Annotated in this window: 15 protein-coding genes; 11 read left to right on the top strand and 4 right to left on the bottom strand. The window is 72.8% G+C overall.

Annotation, left to right across the window (positions count from 1 at the left end; genetic code table 11):
- The first annotated feature begins 6 nt into the window (after positions 1–6).
- From WME76_RS07990 to WME76_RS07975, 4 genes are read left to right on the top strand one after another with little or no spacing between them, the layout of a single operon-like run.
- Complete coding sequence (locus WME76_RS07990; protein ID WP_437959588.1) at positions 7–1,218, top strand: TolC family protein; 1,212 nt, start codon at positions 7–9, stop codon at positions 1,216–1,218.
- Positions 1,215–2,570 (top strand): efflux RND transporter periplasmic adaptor subunit, encoded by a 1,356-nt coding sequence (locus WME76_RS07985; RefSeq protein WP_437959587.1) that lies wholly within the window; start codon positions 1,215–1,217, stop codon positions 2,568–2,570. The genes WME76_RS07990 and WME76_RS07985 overlap by 4 nt, the downstream gene beginning before the upstream one ends.
- A 14-nt stretch (positions 2,571–2,584) precedes the next feature.
- The gene (locus tag WME76_RS07980; protein WP_437959586.1) at positions 2,585–5,800 is read left to right on the top strand and encodes an efflux RND transporter permease subunit; all 3,216 of its coding nucleotides are present in this window, start codon (positions 2,585–2,587) and stop codon (positions 5,798–5,800) included.
- 58 nt (positions 5,801–5,858) lie between these two features.
- The gene (locus tag WME76_RS07975) at positions 5,859–6,470 is read left to right on the top strand and encodes a methyltransferase family protein (protein ID WP_437959585.1); all 612 of its coding nucleotides are present in this window, start codon (positions 5,859–5,861) and stop codon (positions 6,468–6,470) included.
- A 16-nt stretch (positions 6,471–6,486) separates the two neighbouring features.
- Here the strand turns inward: WME76_RS07975 and WME76_RS07970 are convergent, their stop codons facing one another.
- From WME76_RS07970 to treY, 4 genes are all read right to left on the bottom strand, one after another.
- A complete protein-coding gene (locus tag WME76_RS07970; protein WP_437959584.1) occupies positions 6,487–8,454 on the bottom strand; it encodes a sensor histidine kinase in 1,968 nt (655 codons plus the stop codon).
- Between the two features lie 438 nt (positions 8,455–8,892).
- On the bottom strand, positions 8,893–9,702 hold the full coding sequence (tsaA, locus tag WME76_RS07965) for a tRNA (N6-threonylcarbamoyladenosine(37)-N6)-methyltransferase TrmO (RefSeq protein ID WP_437959583.1): 810 nt from the start codon (positions 9,700–9,702) through the stop codon (positions 8,893–8,895).
- 94 nt (positions 9,703–9,796) lie between these two features.
- On the bottom strand, positions 9,797–11,626 hold the full coding sequence (gene treZ, locus WME76_RS07960; RefSeq protein ID WP_437959582.1) for a malto-oligosyltrehalose trehalohydrolase: 1,830 nt from the start codon (positions 11,624–11,626) through the stop codon (positions 9,797–9,799).
- Position 11,627: 1 nt separating this feature from the next.
- Complete coding sequence (treY, locus tag WME76_RS07955; protein WP_437959581.1) at positions 11,628–14,840, bottom strand: malto-oligosyltrehalose synthase; 3,213 nt, start codon at positions 14,838–14,840, stop codon at positions 11,628–11,630.
- Positions 14,841–15,190: 350 nt separating this feature from the next.
- On the opposite strand from treY, the gene WME76_RS07950 reads away from it, so the two are divergent.
- From WME76_RS07950 to sbnB, 7 genes are all read left to right on the top strand, one after another.
- Positions 15,191–16,741 (top strand): RecQ family ATP-dependent DNA helicase, encoded by a 1,551-nt coding sequence (locus WME76_RS07950; RefSeq protein ID WP_437959580.1) that lies wholly within the window; start codon positions 15,191–15,193, stop codon positions 16,739–16,741.
- Between the two features lie 227 nt (positions 16,742–16,968).
- The gene (locus WME76_RS07945; RefSeq protein ID WP_437959579.1) at positions 16,969–18,030 is read left to right on the top strand and encodes a sigma 54-interacting transcriptional regulator; all 1,062 of its coding nucleotides are present in this window, start codon (positions 16,969–16,971) and stop codon (positions 18,028–18,030) included.
- 118 nt (positions 18,031–18,148) lie between these two features.
- Complete coding sequence (locus WME76_RS07940; RefSeq protein ID WP_437959578.1) at positions 18,149–20,122, top strand: carbamoyltransferase C-terminal domain-containing protein; 1,974 nt, start codon at positions 18,149–18,151, stop codon at positions 20,120–20,122.
- A gap of 63 nt (positions 20,123–20,185) precedes the next feature.
- The gene (locus WME76_RS07935; protein WP_437959577.1) at positions 20,186–21,448 is read left to right on the top strand and encodes an acyl-CoA dehydrogenase family protein; all 1,263 of its coding nucleotides are present in this window, start codon (positions 20,186–20,188) and stop codon (positions 21,446–21,448) included.
- A complete protein-coding gene (locus WME76_RS07930) occupies positions 21,442–23,445 on the top strand; it encodes a carbamoyltransferase family protein (protein WP_437959576.1) in 2,004 nt (667 codons plus the stop codon). The genes WME76_RS07935 and WME76_RS07930 overlap by 7 nt, the downstream gene beginning before the upstream one ends.
- Positions 23,446–23,544: 99 nt before the next feature.
- A complete protein-coding gene (gene sbnA, locus WME76_RS07925; RefSeq protein ID WP_437959575.1) occupies positions 23,545–24,510 on the top strand; it encodes a 2,3-diaminopropionate biosynthesis protein SbnA in 966 nt (321 codons plus the stop codon).
- Positions 24,511–24,525: 15 nt separating this feature from the next.
- Positions 24,526–25,515: a 2,3-diaminopropionate biosynthesis protein SbnB gene (gene sbnB / locus WME76_RS07920; protein WP_437959574.1), complete on the top strand. Its 990-nt coding sequence runs from the start codon at positions 24,526–24,528 to the stop codon at positions 25,513–25,515.
- Position 25,516 lies beyond the last annotated feature (1 nt).

Genomic DNA, 25,516 nt, shown 5'->3' with positions numbered 1-25,516 from the left:
GCTCCGTTGTTCGTCCTCTCCGCCCTCGTCCTCCCCGGGCCGGCCCTCGCGTCCGAGCCGGCGCTCACCCGCGCCCGGGTGATCGAGCTGGCCCGCGCCTCGCCCGCCTCGCGCGTCGCCGCGGCCGAGGTCGCCGTCGCGCGCGCCGCCGCGGGCGCGTCCGGCGCGCTGTCGCTCGAGAACCCGGTCCTCGCCGGCGCGGGCGGCGTCCGCTTCAACCCCGACGGGAGCAGGCCGGCGGCGGCCATGGCGTCGCTCGCGTGGCCCGTCGACCTCGGCGGCCAGCGCGGCGCCCGCGTCGACGCCGCGGAGGCCGAGCTGCGCGCCGCGGAGAGCGCGGCCGAGGACGGCCGGCGCGGCCTGGTGCTCGCGGCGCTGCTCCAGCACGCCCTGGTGATCCGGGACGAGCGGCACGTCGAGCTCGCGCGGGCGCGGCGCGCGCTGGGCGATCGGCTCCTCGCCGCGGCGGAGCGGCGGCGCAAGGCGGGCGAGGCGCCGGAGGTCGACGTCGCCGTGGCGTCGCTGCAGCGCGGCCGCGACGCGGCGGCCGAGGCGGCCGCGCAGGGCGCGCGCGACGCGGATCTGGCGGCGCTGCGTGTCCTGCTGGGGCTGCCCGCCACGGCGGAGCCGGGACGCCGCCTCGAGGGGCCGCTCGTCCCTCCGGACGAGCCGCCGGCGCTCGCGGCGCTCCTCGAGGGGCTCGCGCAGCGCACCGATCTGCGGGCCGCCGCGGCGTCGCTCGACGCGGCGCGGGCGAGGTCGGCGCGCGAGCAGGCCGCGCGCTGGCCCACGGTCACCGTCACCGCCCAGTACGAGCGCGACGACGGCGCCAACATCGGGACGCTCGGGCTCGCCCTGCCGCTGCCCCTCCTCAACGCGAACCGGTCCGGCGCGGCGACGGCGGCCGCCGAGGTGGACGTCGCCGCGGCCCGGAGCGCCGCCGCGCGCGCGGCCGCGGCCGGGAAGATCCAGGAGCTCCACGCGCGCTACCTGGCGACGCGGCGGGCGCTCGAGGCCCTGACCCCGGCGGCCGCCCTGGGCGAGAAGGCCGCCGCGCTCGCGGCGCGCGGCTACGAGCTCGGCGAGAACGACCTGCCGAGCGTCCTGCTCGTGCGCCGCGAGGCGCTCGAGACGCAGGCGGCGCTGCTCGACGCGGAGCACGCCCACGCGGCCGCCAAGATCGAGCTGCTCGTCGCCGCAGGGAGGATGCCCCGATGAGCGCTGACAACGGAAAATTCGAATTCACGCGGAAGCGCGTCGCGGCGCTGGCCGCCGGGGCGCTCGCGCTCGTCGGCGCTGCCGTGGGGGCCACCGTGCTCGTCGAGCACCGCCTGCACGGGCACGGCCACGCGGAGGAGCGCGGCGCGGGAGAGGCGCACGACCACGCCCACGGCGAGGAGGAGCACGACCACGGCGAGCACCGCGGGCACGACCACGGGGACACCGAGGATCGCCCGCGCGCCGCGCACGACGACCACGCGCACGACGACCACGCGCGCGGCGGCGAGGACGAGCACGCCGGGGGGAAGCTCAAGCTCTCGCCGGCGATGATCGAGAACGCCGGGCTCGAGCTCCTGACCGCCGGGCCGGGCAAGGTCGCGGTCACCCTGCGGCTGCCCGGCGAGATCGCGCTCAACGCGGAGGGCGTCGCGCACGTGACGCCGCGCGTGCCCGGCGCGGCGCGGGAGGTGGAGAAGCAGCTCGGCGACGCGGTGAAGAAGGGCGACGTGCTCGCCGTGCTCGACAGCCGCGAGCTGGCCGAGCTGCAGCGGGAGCTGCTCGCGGCAAAGGAGCGGCTCACCCTCGCGGAGGCGAGCTACGCGCGGCAGGAGGCGCTCTGGAAGGAGCAGATCTCCGCCGAGAAGGAGTACCTCGCGGCGAAGCAGGCGGTCGCGGAGGCCCGGATCGAGCACCGGAGCGCGGCGCAGAAGCTCGGCGCCGCCGCGGGCGCAGGCGGCGGCAAGGCCGGCGGGTACGCGCTGATCGCGCCGATCGACGGGACCATCATCGAGAAGCACATCGCGGTCGGAGAGGTGCTCAAGGAGGACACGCAGGTGTTCGTGATCGCGGACCTGTCCACGGTCTGGGTCAACGTGACCGTGTACGCGAAGGATCTCCACCGCGTGCGCGTCGGCCAGACCGCGTGGGTCACGGCCGAGGGGACCCCGGCGGCGGCCCGGGGGACGGTGACGTACCTCGGGCACGTGCTCGACGAGGGGAACCGCTCGGCGAGCGCCCGGGTCGAGCTCCGCGAGCCCGACAAGGGCTTCCGGCCAGGGCTGTTCGCGACCGTGGACGTGAGCGTCGAGGAGGTGGACGCGCCGGTGGTCGTCTCGGACGAGGCGATCCAGCGCGTCGACGGCAAGGAGGTCGTCTTCGTCCAGGAGGGCGACGCCTTCGAGGCGCGGCCCGTGAAGCTCGGGCGCCGGGGGGCCGCGGACCCCGCCGGGCAGGGCGCGCCCGTCGTGGAGATCGAGGCGGGCGTGTCGGCGGGCGACCGCTACGTGGGCAAGAACAGCTTCGTCCTGAAGGCAGAGCTCGGCAAGCCCGAGGGCGGCCACGCGCACTGAGGCGCCGAACGACCATGCTCACGCTCCTCTCGCGCCTCCTCGCCTTCTCGGTCCGGCACCGCTTCCTCGTCGTCGCGCTCACGCTCGCGGCGGGGGCGCTCGGGGCCTACAACTTCACCCGCCTGCCGATCGACGCGGTCCCGGACATCACCAACGTCCAGGTGCAGATCAACACGCAGGTGCAAGCGCTCTCGCCCGTCGAGGTGGAGCGCCGCGTCACCTTCCCCGTCGAGCACGCGATGGGCGGGCTCCCGCGCGTCGAGGAGGTCCGCTCGCTGTCGCGGTACGGCCTCTCGCAGGTCACGGTGATCTTCGAGGACGGCACCGACATCTACTGGGCCCGGCAGCTCGTCGCCGAGCGGCTCGCCGCCGCGCGGGAGAGCCTGCCCGACGGCCTCGGCGCGCCGCAGCTCGGCCCCATCGCGACGGGGCTCGGCGAGATCTACATGTGGACGGTCGAGGCGGCGCCCGACGCGCGGCGGCCCGACGGCGCGCCGTACGATCTGACCGACCTGCGCACGCTCCAGGACTGGGTCGTCCGGCCCCAGCTCCGGTCGGTGCAGGGCGTGACGGAGATCAACTCCATCGGCGGCCACGAGCGGCTCTACCAGATCGCGCCCGACCCGGCGAAGCTCGTCGGCTACGGGCTGTCGTTCCGCGACGTGCTCGACGCCGTGGCGGCGAACAACGCGAACGCGGGCGGCGGCTACATCGAGCACCGGGGCGAGCAGTACCTCATCCGCACGACGGGCCTCGTCGAGGGCGACGACGACCTGCGGGGCATCGTCGTGGGCCACCACGGCGGCGCGCCGATCCGCGTCGAGGACGTCGCCGAGGTCGTCGTCGGCCGGGAGCTGCGCACGGGCGCCGCCACCGAGGACGGCGAGGAGGCGGTGATCGGCACCGCGATCATGCTCCTCGGCGAGAACAGCCGCGCCGTGTCGCGCCGGGTCGACGAGCAGATGGCGACGATCAACCGGTCGCTGCCGCCGGGCGTCTCGGTCAAGACGATCTACGACCGCACCTACCTCGTCGAGGCGACGCTGAGCACGGTGCGCAGCAGCCTGCTCGAGGGCGCCGCGCTCGTCGTGGCGGTGCTGTTCCTGCTGCTCGGCAACTTCCGGGCGGCGCTCATCGCCGCGCTCGCGATCCCGTTCTCGATGCTGATCGCCGTCACCGGCATGGTCGAGGGCAAGATCAGCGGCAACCTGATGAGCCTCGGGGCCATCGACTTCGGCCTCATCGTCGACGGATCCGTGATCATCGTCGAGAACTGCGTGCGGCGCTTCGCCGAGGAGCAGCGCCGGCTCGGGCGGACGCTCACGCGCGACGAGCGGGTCGCCCTCGCCTACGAGGCGTCGCAGGAGGTCCGCAAGGCGACGATCTTCGGCGAGATCATCATCGCGATCGTCTACCTGCCGATCCTGACGCTCACCGGGATCGAGGGGAAGATGTTCCGCCCCATGGCGCAGACCGTCGTGCTCGCGCTCGCGGCCGCCACGATCCTGTCGATGACGTTCATCCCCGCGCTCGTGGCGCTGCTCCTCACGGGCAAGGTGTCCGAGCGGGAGAGCGCGGTCTTCGGCTGGGCGAAGCGCGGCTACGAGCGCGCGCTCCGCTGGGCGCTCGCCCACCGGCGCGCCGTCCTCGCCGCCGCGGGCGTCGCGCTGGCGGCCTCGGGGCTCGTCGCGGCGCGGCTCGGCAGCGAGTTCGCGCCGAAGCTGAGCGAGGGGGCGCTGGCGCTCCAGCCGGCGCGGATCCCGTCGATCAGCCTGACCACGAGCGTCGCGATGCAGGCGCAGCTCGAGCGCATCCTCAAGGCGCGGTTCCCGGACGAGATCGAGCACATCTTCGCCCGGACCGGGACGGCCGAGGTCGCGACCGATCCGATGGGCCCGAACGTCTCCGACACGTACCTGATGCTCAGGCCGCGGAGCGGGTGGACGAAGGCCAAGACGCAGGAGGAGCTCGCCGAGGCCATCGAGCAGGTGCTCCGCGAGGTGCCGGGGCAGAGCTACGAGTTCAGCCAGCCGATCGAGCTGCGCTTCAACGAGCTGATCAGCGGCGTGCGCAGCGACGTCGCGGTGAAGATCTTCGGCGACGACCTCGACGTGATGCTCCGGGAGGCGCGGCGCGTGGGGGCGATCCTCGCGCGGACGCCGGGGGCGGCCGACGTCAAGGTGGAGCAGGTCACCGGGCTGCCCGTGCTCACGATCGACGTGGACCGGCCCGCGGTCGCCCGGTACGGGCTCAACGTCGCCGACGTGCAGGCCGTCGTCGCGACCGCGATCGGCGGCGTGAGCGCGGGCGAGGTGGTCGAGGGGGACCGGCGGTTCGACATCGTCGTGCGCCTGCCCGACGCGGTCCGCCGCGACGTGGACGCGCTGGCGAAGCTGCCGATCCCGCTCCGCGCCGCGCAGGAGCGGCCGGGCGGGCCCACGACCCCGGCCGTCGCCGCCGCGGCGGGGCACCGCGCGGCGTTCGTGCCGCTCGAGGCGGTGGCGAAGATCTCGCTCGAGGAGGGGCCGAACCAGGTGAGCCGCGAGGACGGGAAGCGCCGCGTCGTGGTCCAGTGCAACGTGCGCGGGCGCGACCTCGGCGGCTTCGTCGCCGACGCGCAGGCGCGGATCGACGCGGAGGTGAAGCTGCCCTCGGGCTACTGGCTGGCGTGGGGCGGCCAGTTCGAGAACCTGCTCGCGGCGCGGGAGCGCCTCGCGCTGGTGGTGCCCGTCGCGCTCGGGCTGATCTTCGGGCTGCTGTTCCTGTCGTTCGGCGCGATCAGGAACGCGGCGCTCATCTTCACGGGCGTCCCGCTCGCGCTGACCGGCGGGATCGCGGCCCTGTGGCTGCGGGGGCTCCCGATCTCGATCTCGGCGGCGATCGGGTTCATCGCCCTCTCGGGCGTGGCGGTGCTGAACGGGCTCGTGATGGTGACGTTCATCGAGAACCTGCGGCACGGCGGCGCCTCGCTCGACGACGCCGTGCTCGAGGGGTCGGTGTCGCGGCTCCGCCCGGTGCTGATGACGGCGCTCGTGGCCGCGCTCGGCTTCGTCCCGATGGCGCTCGCCACGGGCACCGGCTCCGAGGTGCAGCGCCCGCTGGCGACGGTCGTCATCGGCGGCGTGCTCTCCTCGACCCTGCTCACGCTGCTCGTGCTGCCGGTGCTCTACCGGCTGTTCCACCGGCAGGGCGAGGCGGAGCGAACGGAAGACGAGGCGGCGAGCCCGTGAGCGCGCCGGCCCGAGGAATGCTCCTGCACGGAAAACGATCACGATAGAAGGAGGCTCGATGTCCCGTCCCTGGATTGCCCTGGTCCTGTTCCTCGTCTACTTCGCGCTCGCGTTCGGGTGGCGCTCGCTGCGGCAGCTCCGGGCCACCGGATCCACGGGGTTCCGCGGCATCTCGGGCGCGCCCGGCTCGGTGGAGTGGACCGGCGGCGTGCTGTTCGTCGCCGCGCTCGTCCTCGCGGCGGTCGCCCCGATCGCCGAGCTGGCGGGGTGGGTCGCGCCGCTGGTCGAGCCCGGCGCGGCCGTCGTGGGGGTCGGGGTCGCGATGGTGCTCGCGGGGGTGGCCGGCACGCTGTGGTCGCAGGTCGCGATGGGCGAGTCGTGGCGCATCGGCGTCGACGCGGCCGAACGCACGCGCCTCGTGACGCGCGGGCCGTTCACGCTGGTCCGCAACCCCATCTTCAGCTTCATGACGCTGACCGCCGCCGGGATGGCGCTCGTCGTGCCCGACGCGATCGCGCTCGCGTCGCTGCTCGCGCTCGTCGCCGCGATCGAGCTGCAGGTCCGCTTCGTGGAAGAGCCGTACCTGCTGCGCGCGCACGGCGACAGCTACGCGGACTACTGCGCTCGCGTCGGGCGCTTCGTTCCAGGGCTCGGCCTCCTGGCCCGCTAGCGTCGCGGCGCGCCGCTCACGCCGGCGGCGTGAGCGAGGCCGGGAGGTCCAGCGGCAGGTGCAGGACCACCTCCGTCCCGTGGCCGATCCCGTGGCTCTCGGCCGAGACCGTGCCGCCGTGGAGCGCGACGATGCCCTTGACGAGCGCCAGGCCGAGCCCGAGCCCGCCGCGGCTGCGCTCCAGGCTGCGCTCGGCCTGGCTGAACGGCTCGAACACGCGCGCCAGCATCGCCGGATCCATGCCGATGCCGGTGTCGCGGACGCGGACCACGGCGGAGCCCTCCGCCGTCGCCGAGAGCGCCACCGTCACCCGGCCGCCAGGGTCGGTGAACTTGCCCGCGTTGTGCAGCACGTTGCTGAGCACCTGCGACAGGCGCGTCGGGTCGCCGTGGACCCAGAGCGGCTCCGGCGGCAGATCGAGCTCGAGCCGCAGCCCGCTCGCCTCCAGCGTGCTGCGGTAGTCCTCGGCCGTCTGCCGCAGGAGCCGCGAGAGCTCGCACCGCTCCTCGCGGAGCTGGACCCTCCCGCGCGCGACGCGCGAGACGTCGAGCAGATCGTCCACCAGCCGGGCCATGTGCGACACCTGCCGGTCGATCACGCCGCACGCGCGGACCAGCGACGGCTGCTGCCCCGCGACGCGCTGCAGGACCTCGACCGCGTTGCGGATGGGCCCGAGCGGGTTGCGCAGCTCGTGCGCGAGCATCGCCAGGAAATCGTCCTTGCGCCGGTCGGCCTCCTGCAGCGCCGCCTCCGCGCGCTTCCGGTCGGTGATGTCGTGGGCGATGCTGATCACGAGGCGCCGGCCCGACGTGTCCTCCCCGAGCGGCGCGGAGCTGAAGACCCACGTGCGCAGCTCGCCGCTCGCCGTGGTGATCGTGAACTCGCGCTCGCCCGAGCTGCGCTGCATGCCGTAGAGCGCGTCGATCACGGAGCGCACGTCGCCCTTGCGCGGCCCGTACGCCCGCTCGGTCCACTCGGCGATCGAGGAGATCTGCTCGACGGTGTACCCGCTGATCTCCGTCCACGCGCGGTTGACGCTGACGACCTGGCCGTCGTCCGCGTGGATCATGATGGGGAACGGGGTGGCCATCACGGCGCGGCGGAACCGCTCCTCGCTCTCCCGCAGCAGGAGCTCCGCCTCCTTGCGCTCGGTGATGTCGATGACCGAGCCGACGTAGCCGAGGAACTCACCGTCCGGGCCGAGCCGCGGGGAGGCCGAGTCGATGCACCAGCGGTAGGCGCCATCGCCGCGGCGCAGGCGGTAATCCAGCCGGAAGGGCTCCCGCCGCTCGTGGGCGCGCCAGAACGTCTCCGCCGCCGCCGCCTTGTCGGCGGGGTGCACCGCCGCGAGCCAGCCGAAGCCGAGCCCCGTCTCCTCCGTCTGGCCCGTGAGCTCGTACCACCGCCGGTTGAGGTACGTGCACGACGCGTCGACGCCCGTGACCCAGATCATCACGGGCGCGTGATCCGCCATGTTGCGGAAGAGCTCCTCGCGATCGCGCAGCGTCAGCTCCGACACCCGGCCGCCCGCGAGCGCGAGCCGGAGCCGCTCCTCGCCGTCGTGGAGGCCCTCGTCGGCGCGCTTCCGGTCGTCGATGTCGGTGAATGTACCGAACCAGCGCGCCGCCCGACCGTGGGTGTCCTGGATGGGCTCAGCCCGGCCGAGGAACCAGCGGTACGCGCCGTCGTGGCGCCGGAGGCGGACCTCCAGCTCGAACGCCGCGCCGCGCGCGAGGGCGGCGTGCCACGCGGCGGCTCCGCGCGCCGCGTCGTCCGGGTGGACGACGGCGTCGAGGCCGGCGTCCCTCGCCTGCTCCGCCGTCAGGCCGGTGTACTCGCGCCAGCGACCGTTGACGTAATCGCACGCGCCGTCGCTGCGCGCGCCCCACACGAGCTGCGGGAGGGCCTCGGCGAGCAGGCGGAACTGCGGATCCACCCCCCGCTCCACGTCGCCGCACCTGCAACCCGGCAAGGCCACGTCCATGTCGATTATCATGAATTCACCGCGATCGAACAGGAGGGCTCGCCCGTCCGCCTCCGGCCGCGAGGGGCGACGCGGACGCTGTTTTCTCGTGCCTCACGCCCCTCGCTGCCTTCCGGTGCAGGGAAGATCGCCAGGGCCAGGTGAAGGGCGCTCAGGGAGGATCGCCCCGGCGCAACGGCGCCGTGTCGATCGGGTTGCTTCCGCCGGAGCGACCAGCGCGCCGCGAGCGTTCTTGTCTGCTTCGCCTCGTGCCGCAAGCGCGCCGCGCAGCGCGGAGGATCATCGAAAGAGCATCGAAAACAGAGAAATTGAGCAATCTGGATGCAAGGGTCACGACATCACGGCATCGGCCGCTCCGCGGATGCCTCGCGTCGGGCGCGGCGGGGACGCGCCGCACAGCGGCAGCCATGGAGCCGGCGAGCCGCCGGGTTCGCGGCGCTAACCGCGGCCGAACCGCTCCACGAACTGCCGGTGCGCCGCGAGCTCGGGCGCCGCTCCGCCCCAGAGCTCCTTCTCCCGGTAGCCGGTCGACACGGACAGCACCTCGATCCGCCGCCCTTCGGCCCTGAACCGCACCCGCCACGAGGTCACGGCGAGGCGCATCGCGTCCCCGTCGGCGCGGATCCGACGGTACGGGTGCGGCTGCGGGCCGAGCGCGAGCACCCGGTCGACGCGATCCCGCAGCGCGATCCCGTGCGCCGCGTCGAGCCACGCGGCCTGCTCGGCCGCCCGCTCGGTCCACGCCACCTCGAAGCCCGGCTCCGGGTCGGCCGGCGCCCCGGCGGACGGCTCGCCCGCGAGCGGCGCGACCCAGCCGGTGCGCGCGTGCGGGTACGCGTCCGCGTACGGCACGTACGGCTTCAGATCGAGCACCGGCGTGCCGTCGATCATGTCCACGCCGCCGACGCGCAGCGAGAGCCCGTCCACGCCGAGGAGCTTGACCACGCTGAGGCCGATCGGGTTCGGGCGGTGCGGCGAGCGCGTCGACAGCACGCCGCGCCGCTTGCCGGCGCTCCGCGGCGGCAGGACCTTCGGGCGCCAGCCCTCGTTGAGGTGGAACCAGAAGACGACCCAGAGGTAGTCCCACCCCTCGATGTCGCAGAGCGCGTGCTCCAGCCCGCGGCCGGGCACGAGCTCGATCGTCCCCTCCGCGCCGGCCGCGGCGTGCGGCTGCCGCGGCGCGCTCACCCGATCGGGGAACGGCGTGCGCACCACGCCGATGGGCGTGAACGTGACCGGCTTCAGCATCACGGGAGCGACGTAATCGATGTGATCGGCGGGGTCGACGCGATCGACCTGGTCGACCCGGCCGGCGCGACCCCCGCGGCGCGCGCGGCCGGCGTCAGGAGCGCGGCACCTCGACGATCAGCACCGCCGGGCCCTCGAACGCCGCCCGGCCGCGCTCGAGCGGGACCCGCTGCGCCGCGCCGCCGAACCGCGGCTCCTCGCTGAACGCGAGCGCCCGCGCCTCCGGGCGCCCGAGGTCGACGTCGAGCGCGCCGCGCAGCGCGACCAGCGCGACCACCGTGGTCTCGCCGCCGCGGCGCTCGATGCGGACCGCGTCCGGCGAGATCGCCTCGACCGAGAAGTCGCCGCGCCCGCGGCGCCGCAGCGCGGGGTGCGCGGCGCGGAGGCCGAGGAGCTCGCGGTACCACGCGAGCACGCCGGCGTGCTCCGGCCGCTGCCGCTCGCTCCAGTCGAGCTTCGAGCGCTGGAACGTCCGCGGATCCTGCGGATCCGGGACCTCGGCGCCGCTGAACGACGTGAAGTACTGGAACTCGCGCCGGCGCCCCTCGGTGACGAGCCGGCCGAGCTCGGCGTTGTGATCGGTGAAGTACTGGAACGGCGTCCGCGCGTTCCACTCCTGCCCCATGAACAGGAGCGGCGTGTACGGCGTGATCAGGAGCAGCGCCGACATCGTCCGGAAGGCCGCCGGGCTCACCGCCGCGCCCAGCCGATCGCCGAGCGCGCGGTTGCCGATCTGGTCGTGGTTCTGGATGCAGTGCACGAAGCACGGCGGCGGCACCGGCTCGGCCGGCGTCCCCCGCGGCTTGCCCGCGTGCTTCGAGACCTGCCCCTCGTAGAGCCACCCCTTGCGGATCGTCGCCGCGATGTCCTCCGCCGTGCCCCGGTGGTCCTCGAAGTAGCCGTCGCGATCGCCGGCGAAGAGGACGCGGAGCTCGTGGTGGAAGTCGTCCGCCCACACGCCGTCGAGGCCGTGGCCGCCCTGCTCCGCGGGCGTCACGAGGCGCGTGTCGTTCAGGCTGTCCTCGGCGATCACCACGACGCGCCGCCCGCCGCCGGCCGCCCGCGCGCGCTCGGCGATCTCGCGGAGGATGTGCGGCTCGGTGTCGTCGAGGATCGCGTGGGTCGCGTCGAGGCGGAGGCCGTCGACGTGGAAGTCGCGGATCCACATCTCGGCGTTCGAGATCGCGAGCGCGCGCACCTGCTCGGCGCCCTCGCCGTCGTAGTTCACCGCGTCGCCCCACGGCGTCTTGTGGCGCTCGGTGAAGTAGCGCTTGGTGTAGGCGCGCAGGTAGTTCCCGTCGGGGCCGAAGTGGTTGTAGACGCAGTCGAGGACGACGCCGAGCCCCGCGGCGTGGGCCGCGTCGACGAGGCGGCGGAGGCCCTCCGGGCCGCCGTAGGCCGCGGACGGCGCGAAGAGATCGACGCCGTCGTACCCCCACCCGCGCTCGCCCGGGAAGCTCGCGACGGGCATGATCTCGAGCGCCGTGATCCCGAGCTCCCGGAGCTCGGCGAGCCGCGGGATGAGCGCGTCGAACGTGCCCTCCTGCGTCGCCGTGCCGACGTGCACCTCGTAGAGGACGAGATCCTCGAGCGCGACGCCCTTCCACCCCGCGTCGGTCCACGCGAACGACGGGTCGTCGACCGCCGACGGGCCGTGCACGCCGAACGGCTGCGCGCGCGCGTAAGGGTCGGGGAACGGCCCCTCGCCGTCGATCCTCACCTTGTAGAGCGCGCCGGCGCCGAGGCCCGGCGCCGTCGCCTCGAAGTAGCCGCCGCCGGTGGGGGCCGCCGGCAGCGCGCCGGTGATCTCCTCGCCGTCCTTGCCGTAGGTGACGATCTCGACGCGATCGTGATCGGGCGCCCAGACGCGGAAGCGGACCGCGCCGCCCTCGATCCACGCGCCCATGGTGCGAATCGCTTTCATGTCACTGACCTCGCTGTGGCGCCCGCAGGAGCAGGGCGACCGGGAAATCGGAGAGCACGCGGTCGAGCGGGAGCGCCGCGCCGCCCTTCGGATCGGACGTCGGGGCCGCGTCGCGCGGCGAGGAAGCGGGCGCCGACGCCTCGATCTCGGCGCCGGTGAAGAGGTCCTTGTAGAGGCCCGGCTCCACGTCGACGGAGGTGCCCGCCCACACCTTGCCGATCGGCGGGGCGACGGCGCCGCCGAGCAGCCGCGCGCTGAACCGGGGCGCGATCACGACGAGCGAGCGCGCGTTCGACGCGTCCGCCTCGGCGCGGCGCGAGAAGGCGACGACGTGGGCCTCGCGCTCGCCGGTCACGGCGCGCGGCGCGTAGGCCCCGTCGGCGCCGAAGAGCGCCGGGTACCGCCGGCGCAGCTCGAGCGCGACGTGCGTGACGAAGAGCTTGATGCGGCCGTCGCGCGCCTCGGCGCAGAGCTCGCGCGCGAGCGCGGCGTCCCCGCCGTTCCACCGCGCGCGGACGTCCGCGAGCGCCTTCTCGCGCGACGCGTAGTCGACCGCGCGGCGGTTGTCGGGGTCGACGAGGCTGAAGTCCCACACCTCGTTGCCCTGGTAGATGTCGGGCACGCCCGGCGACGTGAGCTTCAGGAGCGTCTGCGAGAGCGACCCCCACATGCCGTGGTACGCGACGACGCGCGCGAGCGGCAGGAGCGCGCCGATCACGTCCGCGGACGCGATCGCCTTGCGCACGAACGCCTCGACGGCGGCGTCGTACTCGGGCTGCGCGTCGATCCACGACGTGTTGACCTTCGCCTCCTTCGTGGCCTTGCGCATGTAGTCGACGAGGCGGCCCGTGTAGGCCTCGAGCGCGTCGCCCTCGGGCGCGCGCGGCTCGCCTGCCGCGCCGAGCAGCGGCGCGATCGGCAGGCTCCCGAGGACCGTCTGGTAGAAGAGGTACTCCTCGTTGCTGTCCGGCGCGACGCGCCCCTCGATCTCGGCCTTGAGCGGCGCGGCCGCGGCGGCCGCGCGGTGGAGCGCCTCCTCCCAGGCCGACGGCAGCTCCGAGAGCACGCTGATGCGCGCCCGTACGTCCTCGCTGCGCTTCGTGTCGTGCGTCGACGTGGCGAGCATCGAGCAGGGCCACGTCCTGTGCCGCTGCACGTTGCCGCGGTGGAACGCGAGGACGCTCGCGCCGTAGCGCTCGGGCTCGCCCCCGACCTCGTTGAGCGAGACGAGCCGGTTGTAGATGTAGAACGACGTGTCCTCGAGCCCCTTGGCCATCACCGGCCCGGTGAGCTGCTGGAACTTCATCACGAAGTCGCAGAAGAGGTGCCTGTCCTCCTCGCGGAAGAGGTCCGCGCTGTCGAGCATCAGGACCGAGCGCACGAACGTGAAGATCGAGGCCTCCATCGTCGGGTTGCGCCGGCGCGCGAGCGCGACGGCGCGGCCGATCGCCACCCGGTCGTGATCGGAGATCGTCGGCGTCCGCTCGTTGACGTACGTGCGGTACACCGGGAAGCACGCGATCACCTCGCGCAGCGCCTCGTTGAGCGAGCCGAGGGTGAAGTCGCGGAAGCGGCGGTCGCGCTCGGTGAGCCGGTTCAGGGCGTGGGTGAGCACGTTGAGCTCGCTCGCGAGCGCCGTCCGGAGGATGACCTTCTTCTTCTCGTAGACGAGCGTCTCGAAATCGATCCGGTCGCCCAGGAATCGCTCGTAGATCGAGGTCATCGCCGCCTCGCTCGACGCATCGACGAAGAGCTCGCCCACGGCCGCGGTGAAGTCGTACCCGCTCGTCCCGTGGATGGGCCAGGCCTCGGGCAGCGTCTCGCCGCGGGCGAGGATCTTCTCGACGACGACGTACATCGGCCGCGCGAGCCGCGAGCCGCGCCCTTCGGCGCCCGCCCGCTCCGAGAGCGCCGCGCGGAGCGCCGGCTCCAGCCGGGCGAAGCGCGCGCCGGCCGAGGCGCGGCGGCGCGAGTCCTGGAGGCTCCGCGGCTCCGGCTCCTGCGCGGCCTCGGCGAGGAAGCGGCGGCGGCAGCGCTCGATCAGGTAGCCCTGCTGGAGCTCCTCGAAGTAGCCGATCGGATCCCAGAGGCCGTCGGGGTGGTCGATGCGCAGCCCCGTGACCTGGCCCCGCTCGCAGAGCTCGAAGACGAGCCGGTGCGCCTCGGTGAAGACCGGCCGGTGCTCCATCCGGATCGCCGCGAGGTTGTTGATGTCGAAGAACCGCCGGTAGTTGATCTCCTCGGCGGCGGTGCGCCAGAAGCTCAGCCGGTAGGCCTGCTCCGCGATCAGCGCCTCGAGCGGGTCGAAGCTCCGCGGGTCGCCGACCTTGCCGTTGATGCGCTCGATCCCCTCCTCCACCGCGGCCGCGACCTCCGGTGAGTCCGCCACGAGCGTCGCGAGCCGCCGCTTGAGGACCTCCTTCTCGCGCCGCCGCTCGATCACCTTGGCGCGCTGCGTCTCGGTCCGCGGCGGCAGGTTGCGGAGCCCGGTCAGGATGCTCTGCAGCTCGAGGAGCGCGTCGTGCTCCTCGCCGAGCGCGGCGGTGAGCCCCGGCACCATCGGCCCGATGACCATCCCGTACGTCCGCGGGTTCACCGGGAACACGTGGTCGAAGTAGCGGAGGACGAACGCGCCGTTCTCGAAGGCGATCTTGAGCTCGCCGCGCTCGAGCACGCGCCCGTAGTGATCGCCGAGCACCGGGAGCAGCACCATGTTCCTGAGCTCCGTCTTGAGCGGCGCCCAGTCGATGTCGAAGAACGCCGCGTAGAGCGAGCTCGGGCCGTTCTCGAGGACGTCGTTCCACCAGAGGTTGTCGGAGTTGCCGACGCCCATGTGGTTGGGCACGAAGTCGAGCAGGAGGCCCATGCCGTGCTCGGCGAGCTCGCCCGTGAGGCGGTCGAGGTCGCCGCGGTCGCCGATGGCGGGGTTCAGCGTGTTGTGATCGACGAGGTCGTAGCCGTGCAGGCTCTCGGGGGGCGCCTTGAAGAAGGGCGAGGTGTAGAGATCGCTGACGCCGAGCGCGTCGAGGTAAGCCACGATGCTCCGCGCCTGCTCGAACGTGAAATCCTTGTTGAGCTGCACGCGGTACGTCGCGCGCGGCAGCCGCGGCGCCACGCCCTCGGACGCCGCCTCGACGAGGCGCGCCACCATCGCCTGCTGCGCGGCGCCGTCTGCCTGGCTGCTCCTCTTCTGATCATCCGACGCTTCCGTCATTCGTCGTGTGCCTCCGCGGCAGAATCTACTTCAAACGAGGCTTCGCGAAGGAGGGGATCTGCCAGAATCGCCGCGTGCGCGTGTCGCGCCGACTCGGCATACGAAGGAAGAACCTGAGGCGCATAGGGAACCGCAGCAGAGACGCGCCCCGCGGCGCCCGGACACGCGCTGAGCGCCTGGAGGTCGTAACAGAACATTCAACCCGGTTTGCGGGCGCAGGGCGCCGGCAGGCGTGTGGCTTTTCGTCTCAATGGATACCAGGACTCGGCACGGCGGAGCCCCGCTGAGAGGGCGCGAGTTCCGGCGCGCGAGCATGGCGCGCCCGGCGTGCGCGCGCCATGCTCGCGCGCATGGAACAACAGCAGAGCGCGGCGAGCTGGCAGGAGATCCGGCAGATGGCGCGCGAGCGGTTCGGCGTGAAGACCTTCCGGCCGGGCCAGCGTGAGCTCATCGAGGCGGTGCTCGCCGGGCGCGACGCCCTGGGGCTCCTTCCGACGGGAGCGGGCAAGTCGCTCTGTTATCAGCTCCCGGCGCTGCTCCTGCCCGGCCCGGCCGTGGTGGTCTCACCGCTGATCTCGCTGATGCAGGATCAGCAGGAGAAGCTGGCAGAGGCGGACATCCCCGCCGCGAAGCTCAACTCCACGCTGAGCGCGACGGAGGAGCGGGAGACCGTCGACGGGATACGGCACGGCGATCTCCCGCTCATCTACGTGACGCCCGAGCGGCTCGAGAACCCGGAGTACCTCGATCTCCTCCGGCGGTCGGGCGTGTCGCTCTTCGTGGTCGACGAGGCGCACTGCGTCTCGCAGTGGGGCCACGACTTCCGCCCTGCGTACCTCGGCCTCCGCGACGCGGTCGCCGCCCTCGGTCGGCCGCCGGTGCTGGCGCTCACGGCGACCGCCACGCCCGAGGTGGCGAACGACGTCGTGGAGCAGCTCGGCATGCGGGCCGCCGCGGTCGTGAACACCGGCATCGACCGGCCGCAGCTCTCGCTGGAGGTGATCCGCACCCCGAACGAGGAGCGCAAGCGCGAGCGCCTCGCGCGCCTCCTCGAGGAGGAGAGCGGCGTCGGCATCGCGTACGCGGCGACGGTCCGGATCGCGAACGACCTCCACCGCTGGCTCGAGGGGCGCGGCGTGCCCGTGGGCCGGTACAACGGGCAGATGCGCGCGAAGGAGCGGGAGGAGACGCAGCAGCGGTTCATGAACGACGAGTACCGCATCATCGTGGCCACGAAGGCGTTCGGCCTCGGCATCGACAAGCCCGATATCCGGTTCGTCGTGCACTACAACTTCCCCGACTCGCTGGAGAGCTATTACCAGGAGGCCGGCCGCGCCGGGCGCGACGGCCGCCCGGCGCGGGGGGTCCTCCTCTACCGCGTGGAGGACCGGCGCATCCAGGCGTTCTTCCTCGGGGGCAAGTACCCGCGCCCCGACGAGAGCTACCGTGTCTACGAGACCATCGGCCGCCTCGAGGCGCAGCGGGCCGACGGCAAGCGGCGGGCCGGCATCCCGGTGAAGGCCCTGGCGGAGGTCGCGGACCTGCCCGAGCGCAAGGTGAAGGTCGTGGTCGCGCTGCTCGAGGCGGCCGGGATCATCGACAGGAGCCGCGGCGTGCGCCGCCTGCGCGACTTCGCCGACGAGGCGGAGCTCGACGCGTTCCTGAAGGCCTACGAGGAGCGGCGGGTGAGCGACCGCGAGCGCCTCGAGGCGGTGATGCGCTACGCCGAGAGCCCGGCGTGCCGGATGGCGGTGATGAAGGCGTACTTCGAGGACACCGAGGCGCCCGCGGGGAACGGCGACGCGACAGCGGACGCCTGCGGTCGCTGCGACAACTGCCGCCACACGGAGGACTCGAACCGCGCCGTCGTCGACCGCCTGACGGCCGCGGCGCCGCCCTGAGCGCTCGGCCGCCGCGGCGCGCCGCGCGGCGCCGGCGGGGGGCGCGCTCCTTCATCTCCTCTCATTTATTTCATCTCCTCTGAACTCCTCTCCATCCTCCGGCCAACGGCGTTGTCCGGCGCGCGGCCAATGGCGTTCGGCGTTCTCCGTTATGTTCGCATCGGCTCCGTCCGTGCGGGCGGAGCGGGGCAACAGCGTTCGCCATCAAAGAATCAGGAGACAGAGTGATGACCAGCTCTTGGAGATTCGTCGCGCACTCGGAGGCTCGACGCAGAGCCCTGGAGTTCGCGAAGCAGGCCGCCGCCGCGGACTGCTCGGTCTTGATCGTCGGGCCCACCGGGGCCGGGAAGGACATCCTCGCGCGCGACATCCACCAGCACAGCCGGCGCTCGAAGCACCGGCTCATCACCGTCAACTGCGCCGCCCTGACGCAGACGCTGTTCGAGAGCGAGCTGTTCGGACACGTGCGCGGGGCCTACACGGGGGCGACGGCCTCGAAGCGCGGGCTCGCGGAGCTCGCCTCCGGCGGCAGCCTGTTCCTCGACGAGATCGGGGAGCTGCCGATGGAGGCGCAGGCGAAGCTCCTCCGCTTCCTCGCGGACGGCTCGTTCTGGCCCGTGGGCGGCAGCGAGGAGCGGAGCGCGGACGTCCGCATCCTCGCCGCCACGAACCGGGACCTCGCCGCCGGGCTCGACGCGACCTTCCGGACCGACCTGTTCTTCCGGCTCAGCGTGTTCACGATCGTCGTGCCCCCGCCGAGCCCGGACGATCTGCGCACGCTCGCGCGGGTGCTCGCCCTGGAGATGGGCGAGCGCTACCGCGCGCCGCTGCCCGCGCGCGAGGTGAGCGCCGTCGGCGAGCTGGCCAGCAGCGGGGTGTACCGGGGCAACGTCCGCGAGCTCCGCAACGCCGTCGAGCGGTACTTCCTGGTGCGAGACCCGGCGCGGACCCCCGAGGAGAACTGGACGGCTGCGTGCGGGCTCGACCTGCTCGCCCAGCAGCTCGGGCCCGCGCCGGACGCCGCGGCGGCTCCCCAGCTCCACCTGCGAGGGATCGAGAAGCTCGAAGACCTGCTGTTCCTGAAGTGCGCCAGGGAGACGAGGAGCGCGCGCGAGCTGTCACGGCGGATCAATCGGTCGCTGCCGTACGTGTACAGCCGCCTCGCAAAACTCGGCATCAAGCCGAAAGACCTCCAGTGCACCGAGAGCCTCGAGCGCACCTCGGCGAAGGTCCGCGCGTCGCTCGCCCCCTATCGGTCCTCGTTTCTTCAGCTTCTTAAAGAAGCTTAACAAATAGATCACTCCCTCCCGGTGCCGCCGCCGGAACGACCGCATCGCTCGATGGAACGACCATTGCGAAAGGGCGGAGAGGACGGCGAACGTCCCAACCGAAAGGATGGAGGAGCGCATGCTGACTCTGGGCCTCGCAGGGGGCTTGGACCCTGTCTACGACTGCCGTTACGACGCGCCGCAGTACTTCACGTACGACGCGGCGGCCGTGCTGGTCGAGGACGGGCAGGTCGTGGCCGCGGTCGAGGAAGAGCGGCTGAACCGCGTTCGCCGGACGAACAAGTTCCCGTTCGACGCGCTGCGGGCCTGCCTGAGGCAGCGGGGCGTCGCGCTCGGGGACGTGGACCGGATCGCCTATTATTCGGGCGAGGAGACGGCCAATTTCCTCGTGGGGCGCCTGCGCGCGGCGTTCCCCGAGCTCGCCGGCATCCCGGACGCGCGCGGGCTGCTCCGGGCCGCGATCCAGCGGGAGATGCGGTGTGAGATCGATCCGGAGCGGATCGTCTTCGTGCCGCACCTGCTGACGCACGCGGTGAGCGCCGTCGCGATGTCGGGCTTCGAGCAGGCGCTCGTCTACGTGATCGACAACGAGGGCGGGGTCTTCACCGGGACGTCCGCCGCGGGGAGCCGGTCGTGCCTCACGCAGCTCGCGGCCTTCTCACCGCAGAAGTCGCTCGGGGAGCTGTGCCACCGCGCGATCCGCGCGCTCGGGTACAGCCCCTTCGAGGAGGCGGAGGCGATGGAGCTCGCCCCGCAGGGCGACCCGGCCGCGCTCCGCGCCGCCATGCGCGGCGTGTACAGGCTGCTGCCGGACGGCGACTACGAGCTCGCGTTCCAGGGGCTCCCGGCCGTGCTCGCGAAGGCGCCGGGCAGGCTGCGCGGCGAGCCGGTGGAGCAGGCGCACAAGGACGTGATCGCGGCGCTGGAGGAGGCGATCTCCGAGATCGTGCTGCACGTGCTGCGGCACCACCGCACGAAGAGCGGCGTCCGGCGGCTGTGCCTGGCCGGCGGGGGCGCGCAGATCTGCGCGGTCAACTCCCGTGTCCTCGCGAGCGGCCTGTTCGATGAGGTGTTCGTCCAGCCCGCGGCGCACGACGCCGGGTGCGCCCTCGGCGCGGCGCTCCACGCGGGCGACGCTCCGCCGCGGCGCGCGCCGCTCGATCACGTGAGCTGGGGGACGGACCTCGGCACCGCCGACGCGGTGCTCCCCGCCCTGCGCCGCTGGGGCGCCCTCGTGACCGCCGAGCGCCCCGCGGCGCCGGCCAGGAGCGCCGCCGAGCTCATCGCCGGAGGCGCCGCCCTCGGGTGGGCGAACGGCCGCTCGGAGATGGGGCTCGTCGCGCTCGGGCGCCGCGTGATCGTCGCGGATCCGCGGGACGAGCGGCGGCGGGGGGCGCTGAACGAGATGAAGCGGCGCGCGCCGCACCGGCCGCTCTCGGTCGCGATGCTCGCGGAGGACGCCGGCGAGTGCCTGATGCTGCCGTGCCCGCCCGACCAGCTCCGCTGGAAGAGCTTCGCGCTGCGCGTCCGGCGCGAGCGCGGCGCGGCGCTCGGCGCGGCGCTGCACGCGGACGGCACGGTCCGCGCGCAGGTGGTGCGGAAGGAGGCGGATCCGAGGCTGTTCGCGCTGCTCGGCGCGTTCAAGGAGATCTCCGGGGTCGGCGCGCTGCTCGTGACGTCGCTCGACAACGGCGCGGAGCCGCCCGCCGAGACGGTCGACGACATCGTCGCGCTGCTCCTCACGAGCGGCCTCGAGGCCGCCTTCGTGGACGACGTGCTCGTCCGCAAGCAGCCGGCGCCGCTCGAGGAGAGGCTCCGCCTGGCCGTGGAGGTCCCGCGCTCGACCCAGGTGTGCCGCACGCGCGGCTGGCACGACGGCGCGCGCGCGGGCGACGCCTGGGAGCTGCGGACGAGCTACGACCGCGGGCTCCGCCGCAAGATCTCCGGATCGGCGTACGACCTGCTGGTGAAGGCCGACGGCAGGCGTCCGGCGGCGGCGCTGCTCGACGGCGCGGGGGCCGACGTCGCGGACGAGCTCTGGGCTCTCTGGACAGAGCGGCTCGTCCGGCTCGCGCCGGCCGAGCGCGCATGAGGGGGCCCGCCGGACGGGGCGGCCACGCGGGCGTGGGACACGACGGACGCAAGGAGAAGAGCCGTGAGCTCGAATGACATGACCATGAGCGCTGGACGCAAGGCGCGTATCCGGCTCGATCTCGCGCGGCAAACGCAGCTCGCGGCCGACGCCCTGAAGAAGGCGCTCGCGGAGCGGGATCTCCCGGCCTTTTACCGGGTGTTCCGGTCGACGGATCTGCCGTTCCTGGGGCTCGCCTACGAGGGGGACGCGGCCGGGCTGTTCCGCGCGTGCGCGCACGTGCTGCACCGGCTCGGGGGCATCTCGCCGGCGGTCGCGCTCGCGGTGGAGAACCACTTCTATGTGAGCTCCGCGATCGCCACCTTCCCCATCGGCGATGACGAGCGGCTCGACGCGCGGCGGCGCGCGCTGCTCTCCGAGATCGTCGAGGGGCGCCGGCTCGTCGCCAACACGAACTCGCGGGTTCACGCGGACCGCGTGGGCGCGGTGGGCACGAGGGCCCGGAAGGTCGCCGGCGGCCACGTGGTGAGCGGCGCCGCGTCGTACACGTCCCTCGCGACCGAGGGAGATCTCCTCATCTTCACGACCGCGCTCGAGGAGGGCTTCCCCGCTGTCTTCATGGCGCGCCCGCGGGGCAACCCGGCGGTGGAGATCGGCCCGTACCTGTTCCCGGAGGCGATGATCGACTCCGACACGCGCAAGATCGTGTTTCACGATCTCTTCGTCCCGGACGAGGACTTGCTGCTCGGCGGCCAGGGGCCCGAGGTGATGCAGCTCCTCCTGTTCGAGATGGTGTGGCACCAGGCGCTGATCCCGGCGCTGTACCTGGGCGCCGCGGCCCAGGCGATCGAGGAGTCGCGCCGGTTCCTGCGCGCGGTCCGCGCCCGGGAGGGCGCGCCGCTCGCCGAGCTGGACGGCATGGTCGTCGACGTCGGCCGCCTGGTGATCCGCTACCGCGCCGCGTGCGCGGCGGTCCGCGAGGCGGGCGAGGCGATGGGCGCGATCCGCGGCGCGAAGGACCGCGCCGAGCGGCTCCCGCGGCTCTACGAGCTCGCCGGGGCGGCGAAGTACACAGGCACGCGGTGCGCCGAGGAGATCGTCGCCGCGGCGCGCGGCGTCGTCGGCGCGCGCGCGTTCGCGGGCGACAACGTCCTCGAGCGCCTGTCCAGGGAAGTCGTCTTCGGCCCGCTCGGGCCGGAGGTGAACGCCGTCATCGAGCGCGCCCACGGACGGCGAGCGCTCGGAGAGGGCGAGTTCGACGGCGCGGCGTCGTCGCCGTGGCTCGATGGCGCGATGAGCGCGAGCGGCAAGGAGGAAACATGCTGACGCTGGGGCTTTCTGGCGGGTTGAGCTTCGCCCACGAGGAGATGTACGACATCCCGCAGAGCTTCACGCACGACGGCGCGGCGGTGCTCGTCGACGACGGGGAGATCGTCGCGGGGATCGAGGAGGAGCGGCTCAACCGCATCAAGCACTCCAACAAGTTCCCGATCGAGGCGACGCGCTTCTGCCTCGCCCGGCGCGGCGTGAGCATCGATGAGATCGACCGGATCGCGTTCTACGCGAGCGAGGAGTACTGCAACGCGCTCCTCGGGCGGGTGCGGCTCCTGACCGGCGGCGCGCTGCCGCGGATCGACGCGCGCACGCTGCTCGCGGCGAAGCTCGGCCAGGGGCTGGGGCGCCCGATCGACCGCGACAAGATCGTGTTCGTCCCGCACCACCAGGCGCACGCGGCGAGCACCTACCTGCTGTCCGGCTACGACGACAGCCTCATCGTGGCCATCGACGGCTCGGGAGACTTCCTGTCCGGGCTCGTGGCCGTGGGCTCGGGCGACCGGATCGAGGTCCTCTCGACGATCCCGGAGTCGAAGTCGCTCGGGAACTTCTACGTCTCGGTGATATCGCTCCTCGGCTACGGGGTCTTCGACGAGTACAAGGTGATGGGCCTCGCGCCCTACGGCGATCCAGCGAAGTTCCGCGCGCAGATGAGCGCGCTCTACACGCTGCTGCCGGACGGCGATTACGAGGTTCATCGCGACCGCGTGGGCGCGCTCGCGCAGGTGATCGAGGTGCGCAGGAAGGGCGGTCCCTTCACCCAGCAGCACCGGGACGTCGCGGCGTCGCTGCAAGAGGCGCTGGAGGCGATCGTGCTGCACGTGCTCCGCCACCAGCGCGAGGCGACGGGCAAGACGCGGCTGTGCCTGGCGGGCGGCGTCGCGCACAACTGCACGATGAACGGGAAGATCCTGTATTCCGGGATGTTCGAGCGGGTCTTCGTGCAGCCGGCGGCGCACGACGCGGGCTGCGCGCTCGGGGCCGCGCTGCACGTGACCCTCGCCGAGGGGGCCTTGAAGACGCGGCGTCGGCTCGAGCACGTGTCCTGGGGCAGCGACGTGGGCGGCGAGGCGGAGATCGCCCGCGAGCTCGCCGCCTGGTCCCGCTTCGTGCGCCACGAGCGCGCCGAGGATCTGCCGGCGCGCGTCGCCGACGTGATCGCCGGCGGGGCCGCCGTCGGCTGGGCGCAGGGAGCATCCGAGTTCGGGCCCCGCGCGCTCGGCCAGCGGAGCATCCTGGCCGACCCGAGGCCGGCCGCGAACAAGGACCTCGTCAACGCGATGGTCAAGAAGCGCGAGGCGTACCGGCCGTTCGCCCCCGCCGTCCTCGCGGAGGACGCGCGCGAGTACTTCGAGCTCCCGCCCGGAGAGGACGAGTTCCCGTTCATGATCTTCGTCATGAAGGTGCGTGAGGACAAGCGGGACGTCCTCGGGGCGACGACGCACGTGGACGGCACGGCCCGCGTCCAGACCGTGTCGGAGCGGTCGAGCCCGCGGTTCTGGAGCCTCCTCAAGGCGTTCAAGGACAGGACGGGCGTGCCGGTGCTGCTCAACACCTCGTTCAACAACAACGTGGAGCCGATCGTCGACTCGGCGCACGACGTGGTGACGAGCTTCTTGACGACGGGGCTGCATTACCTCGCGATCGGTGACTTCTTCGTCGAGAAGCGCCCGTGGACGTGGGAGGACCTCGCGACGCTCGCGCTCGAGATCCCGAGGCACGTCCGCGTGGACCAGATCCGCCGCTTCGTGGCGATGGATCGCGCGGCCACGGTGTTCGAGCTGCGGAACACGTACGACGCCGGGGTGCGGGTGGGCGTGTCGCCCGACGTGGGCGAGGCGCTCGTGCGCGCGGACGGCGCGCGCTCGATCGGCGAGCTGCTCGGCGAGGCGGGCGCGGGCGATCCCGCGCGCATGCAGAAGGCGGTCCTCGAGCTCGAGGGGCTCTGGTCGCAGCGGCTCGTCTGCCTGCGCCCGCGGGCGGCCTAGCGCGTCATCGCCTGTCCGTCATCGCCTGTCCGTCATCGCCTGTCCGTCATCGCCTGTCCGCCATCGCCTGTCCATTGCCTTCAGGGTGGTAAAGCTTGCATGCTTAACGAACAGCAACTCCTGGCGCGCGCGGCCGCGCTCGCCAGCATGCTCCGCGGCACGCCGGTCGTGCGGCTCGATCACGAGCACCTCGAGCTCTTCGTCAAGCTCGAGTACTGCAACGCGGTCGGGAGCATCAAGGACCGCCCCGCGCTCTGGATCCTCAAGAAGGCGATCGAGCGCGGCGAGATCGACCCCGGGACGACGGTGGTGGAGTCGTCCTCGGGCAACTTCGCGATCGCCCTCGCCGCGTATTCGCAGCTCCTCGGGCTCGACTGCATCCCGGTGATCGATCCTCACATCGCCGCGGTGAACGAGCACGTGCTCCGCTCGCTCTGCGCGCGGGTCGTGAAGGTCGAGGAGGAGGACGACACGGGGGGCTTCCTCAAGACGAGGCTCGATCGCGTGCAGTCGCTCTGCGCCGCGCTCCCGAGATCGTACTGGCCGAACCAGTACAAGAACCCCGACGGGATGATGGCCCACTTCCACACGACGGGCCGGGAGATCTGCGACGCGTTCCAGGAGCTCGACTTCGCGTTCGTCGCCGTGAGCTCGGCGGGGACCGTCGCGGGCCTGTCGCGGCGGCTGAAGGAGCATTTCCGGGGGATCAAGATCATCGCGGTGGACGCCGAGGGATCGGTGATCTTCGGCGGCCCGCCGCGGCCGCGGCGCATCCCGGGGATCGGCGCGGGGGTCGTGCCGGACCTGCTCCGGGAGGCGCTGATCGATGACGTCGTGATCGTGCCAGAGGTCGAGTCGATCGCCGCCTGCCGGACCCTCCTCGACCGCCACCGGCTGCTCGTCGGCGGCTCGACGGGGACTGTCTACGCGGCGATCCAGCGGTATTTCAGCCGCGCGAGCGGCCTGACGAGGCCGAAGGTCCTTTTCCTCTGCGCCGATCGCGGCGTGCCTTATCTGGACACCGTTTACAACCCCGCGTGGGCGTCGCGTTACGCCGAGGGATGAGCGATGCGCTTTGGTGTGGTCTCTGGCAGTGTCATTCGACGCCTCATCGAGGGTAACCCCGAGGAGTGCGTCAAGGCGGTCGAGGACGTGTACCTCGCGGGCCACCGGGGCGAGGTGGTCTGTCCGAACAGCTATTTCCTCCGCTTCCCTGACCGGCCGGACGCGCGGATCATCGCGCTCCCAGCCCACCTCGGCGGTGGTGAGCCCGTATCGGGGATCAAGTGGATCGCCAGCTATCCGGCGAACATCCGGCAAGGCATCCCGCGGGCGTCCGCGGTGATCGTCCTGAACCGCGCGGACAACGGGTATCCGTTCGCGTGCCTCGAGGGGTCGATCATCTCGGCGGCGCGCACCGCGGCCTCCGCGGTCTCCGCCGCGGCGGCGCTCTCCGGGGGGCGGCGCGCGGGCACGCTGGGCATCGTCGGGACGGGGCTCATCGCCCGGTACGTCGTCTCGCTCCTGTCGCGCCTCGGCTGGGAGATCCCGGAGGTGCTCCTGTACGACACGAACCCCGCCGAGCCCGAGCGGTTCATGGAAGGCGCCTTCGATCCGGCCTGGCGCCGCCGTGTCCGGGTGGCGAAGGACCTGGAGACGGTGGCGCGGCGGAGCGATCTCCTGGTGTTCACGACCTCGGCCGGGGCGCCGCACGTCCACGATCCGAGCTGGTTCTCCCACAGGCCGGTCGTGCTGCACCTGTCGCTCCGCGACCTGTCGCCAAGCATCGTCCTCTCGTCGTTCAACGTGGTGGACAGCGTCGAGCACGTGATGAGCGCCGGGACGTCGCTCCACCTCGCAGAGCAGGAGTCCGGCCGGCGCGACTTCGTGACGGGGACGCTCGCCGAGGTGCTCCTCGGGCAGCGCGCGGTGCCGCGGACGAAGCCCATCGTGTTCTCGCCGTTCGGGATGGGGACGCTCGATCTCGCCGTGGCGAGGTGGGTTTACGCGCGCGCCGAGTCGGCGGGCGACGTGGTGTGGATCGACGACTTCTTCGACATGACGCGCTGAC

The organism is Sorangium sp. So ce119, from assembly GCF_051524405.1.
GTDB classification, from domain to species: Bacteria; Myxococcota_A; Polyangia; order Polyangiales; family Polyangiaceae; genus Sorangium; species Sorangium cellulosum_G.
This window is presented reverse-complemented; position numbering and strand designations above follow the sequence as displayed.

Excerpts from the sequence above, each read along its gene's own strand:
- WME76_RS07980 (WP_437959586.1), top strand. The coding sequence starts at position 2,585 with ATGCTCACGCTCCTCTCGCGCCTCCTCGCCTTCTCGGTCCGGCACCGC.
- treZ (WP_437959582.1), bottom strand. The coding sequence starts at position 11,626 with ATGAAAGCGATTCGCACCATGGGCGCGTGGATCGAGGGCGGCGCGGTC.
- sbnA (WP_437959575.1), top strand. The coding sequence starts at position 23,545 with ATGCTTAACGAACAGCAACTCCTGGCGCGCGCGGCCGCGCTCGCCAGC.
- WME76_RS07970 (WP_437959584.1), bottom strand. The coding sequence starts at position 8,454 with ATGGACGTGGCCTTGCCGGGTTGCAGGTGCGGCGACGTGGAGCGGGGG.
- WME76_RS07985 (WP_437959587.1), top strand. The coding sequence starts at position 1,215 with ATGAGCGCTGACAACGGAAAATTCGAATTCACGCGGAAGCGCGTCGCG.
- WME76_RS07940 (WP_437959578.1), top strand. The coding sequence starts at position 18,149 with ATGCTGACTCTGGGCCTCGCAGGGGGCTTGGACCCTGTCTACGACTGC.
- treY (WP_437959581.1), bottom strand. The coding sequence starts at position 14,840 with ATGACGGAAGCGTCGGATGATCAGAAGAGGAGCAGCCAGGCAGACGGC.
- tsaA (WP_437959583.1), bottom strand. The coding sequence starts at position 9,702 with ATGCTGAAGCCGGTCACGTTCACGCCCATCGGCGTGGTGCGCACGCCG.
- WME76_RS07975 (WP_437959585.1), top strand. The coding sequence starts at position 5,859 with ATGTCCCGTCCCTGGATTGCCCTGGTCCTGTTCCTCGTCTACTTCGCG.
- WME76_RS07930 (WP_437959576.1), top strand. The coding sequence starts at position 21,442 with ATGCTGACGCTGGGGCTTTCTGGCGGGTTGAGCTTCGCCCACGAGGAG.
- WME76_RS07945 (WP_437959579.1), top strand. The coding sequence starts at position 16,969 with ATGACCAGCTCTTGGAGATTCGTCGCGCACTCGGAGGCTCGACGCAGA.
- WME76_RS07950 (WP_437959580.1), top strand. The coding sequence starts at position 15,191 with ATGGAACAACAGCAGAGCGCGGCGAGCTGGCAGGAGATCCGGCAGATG.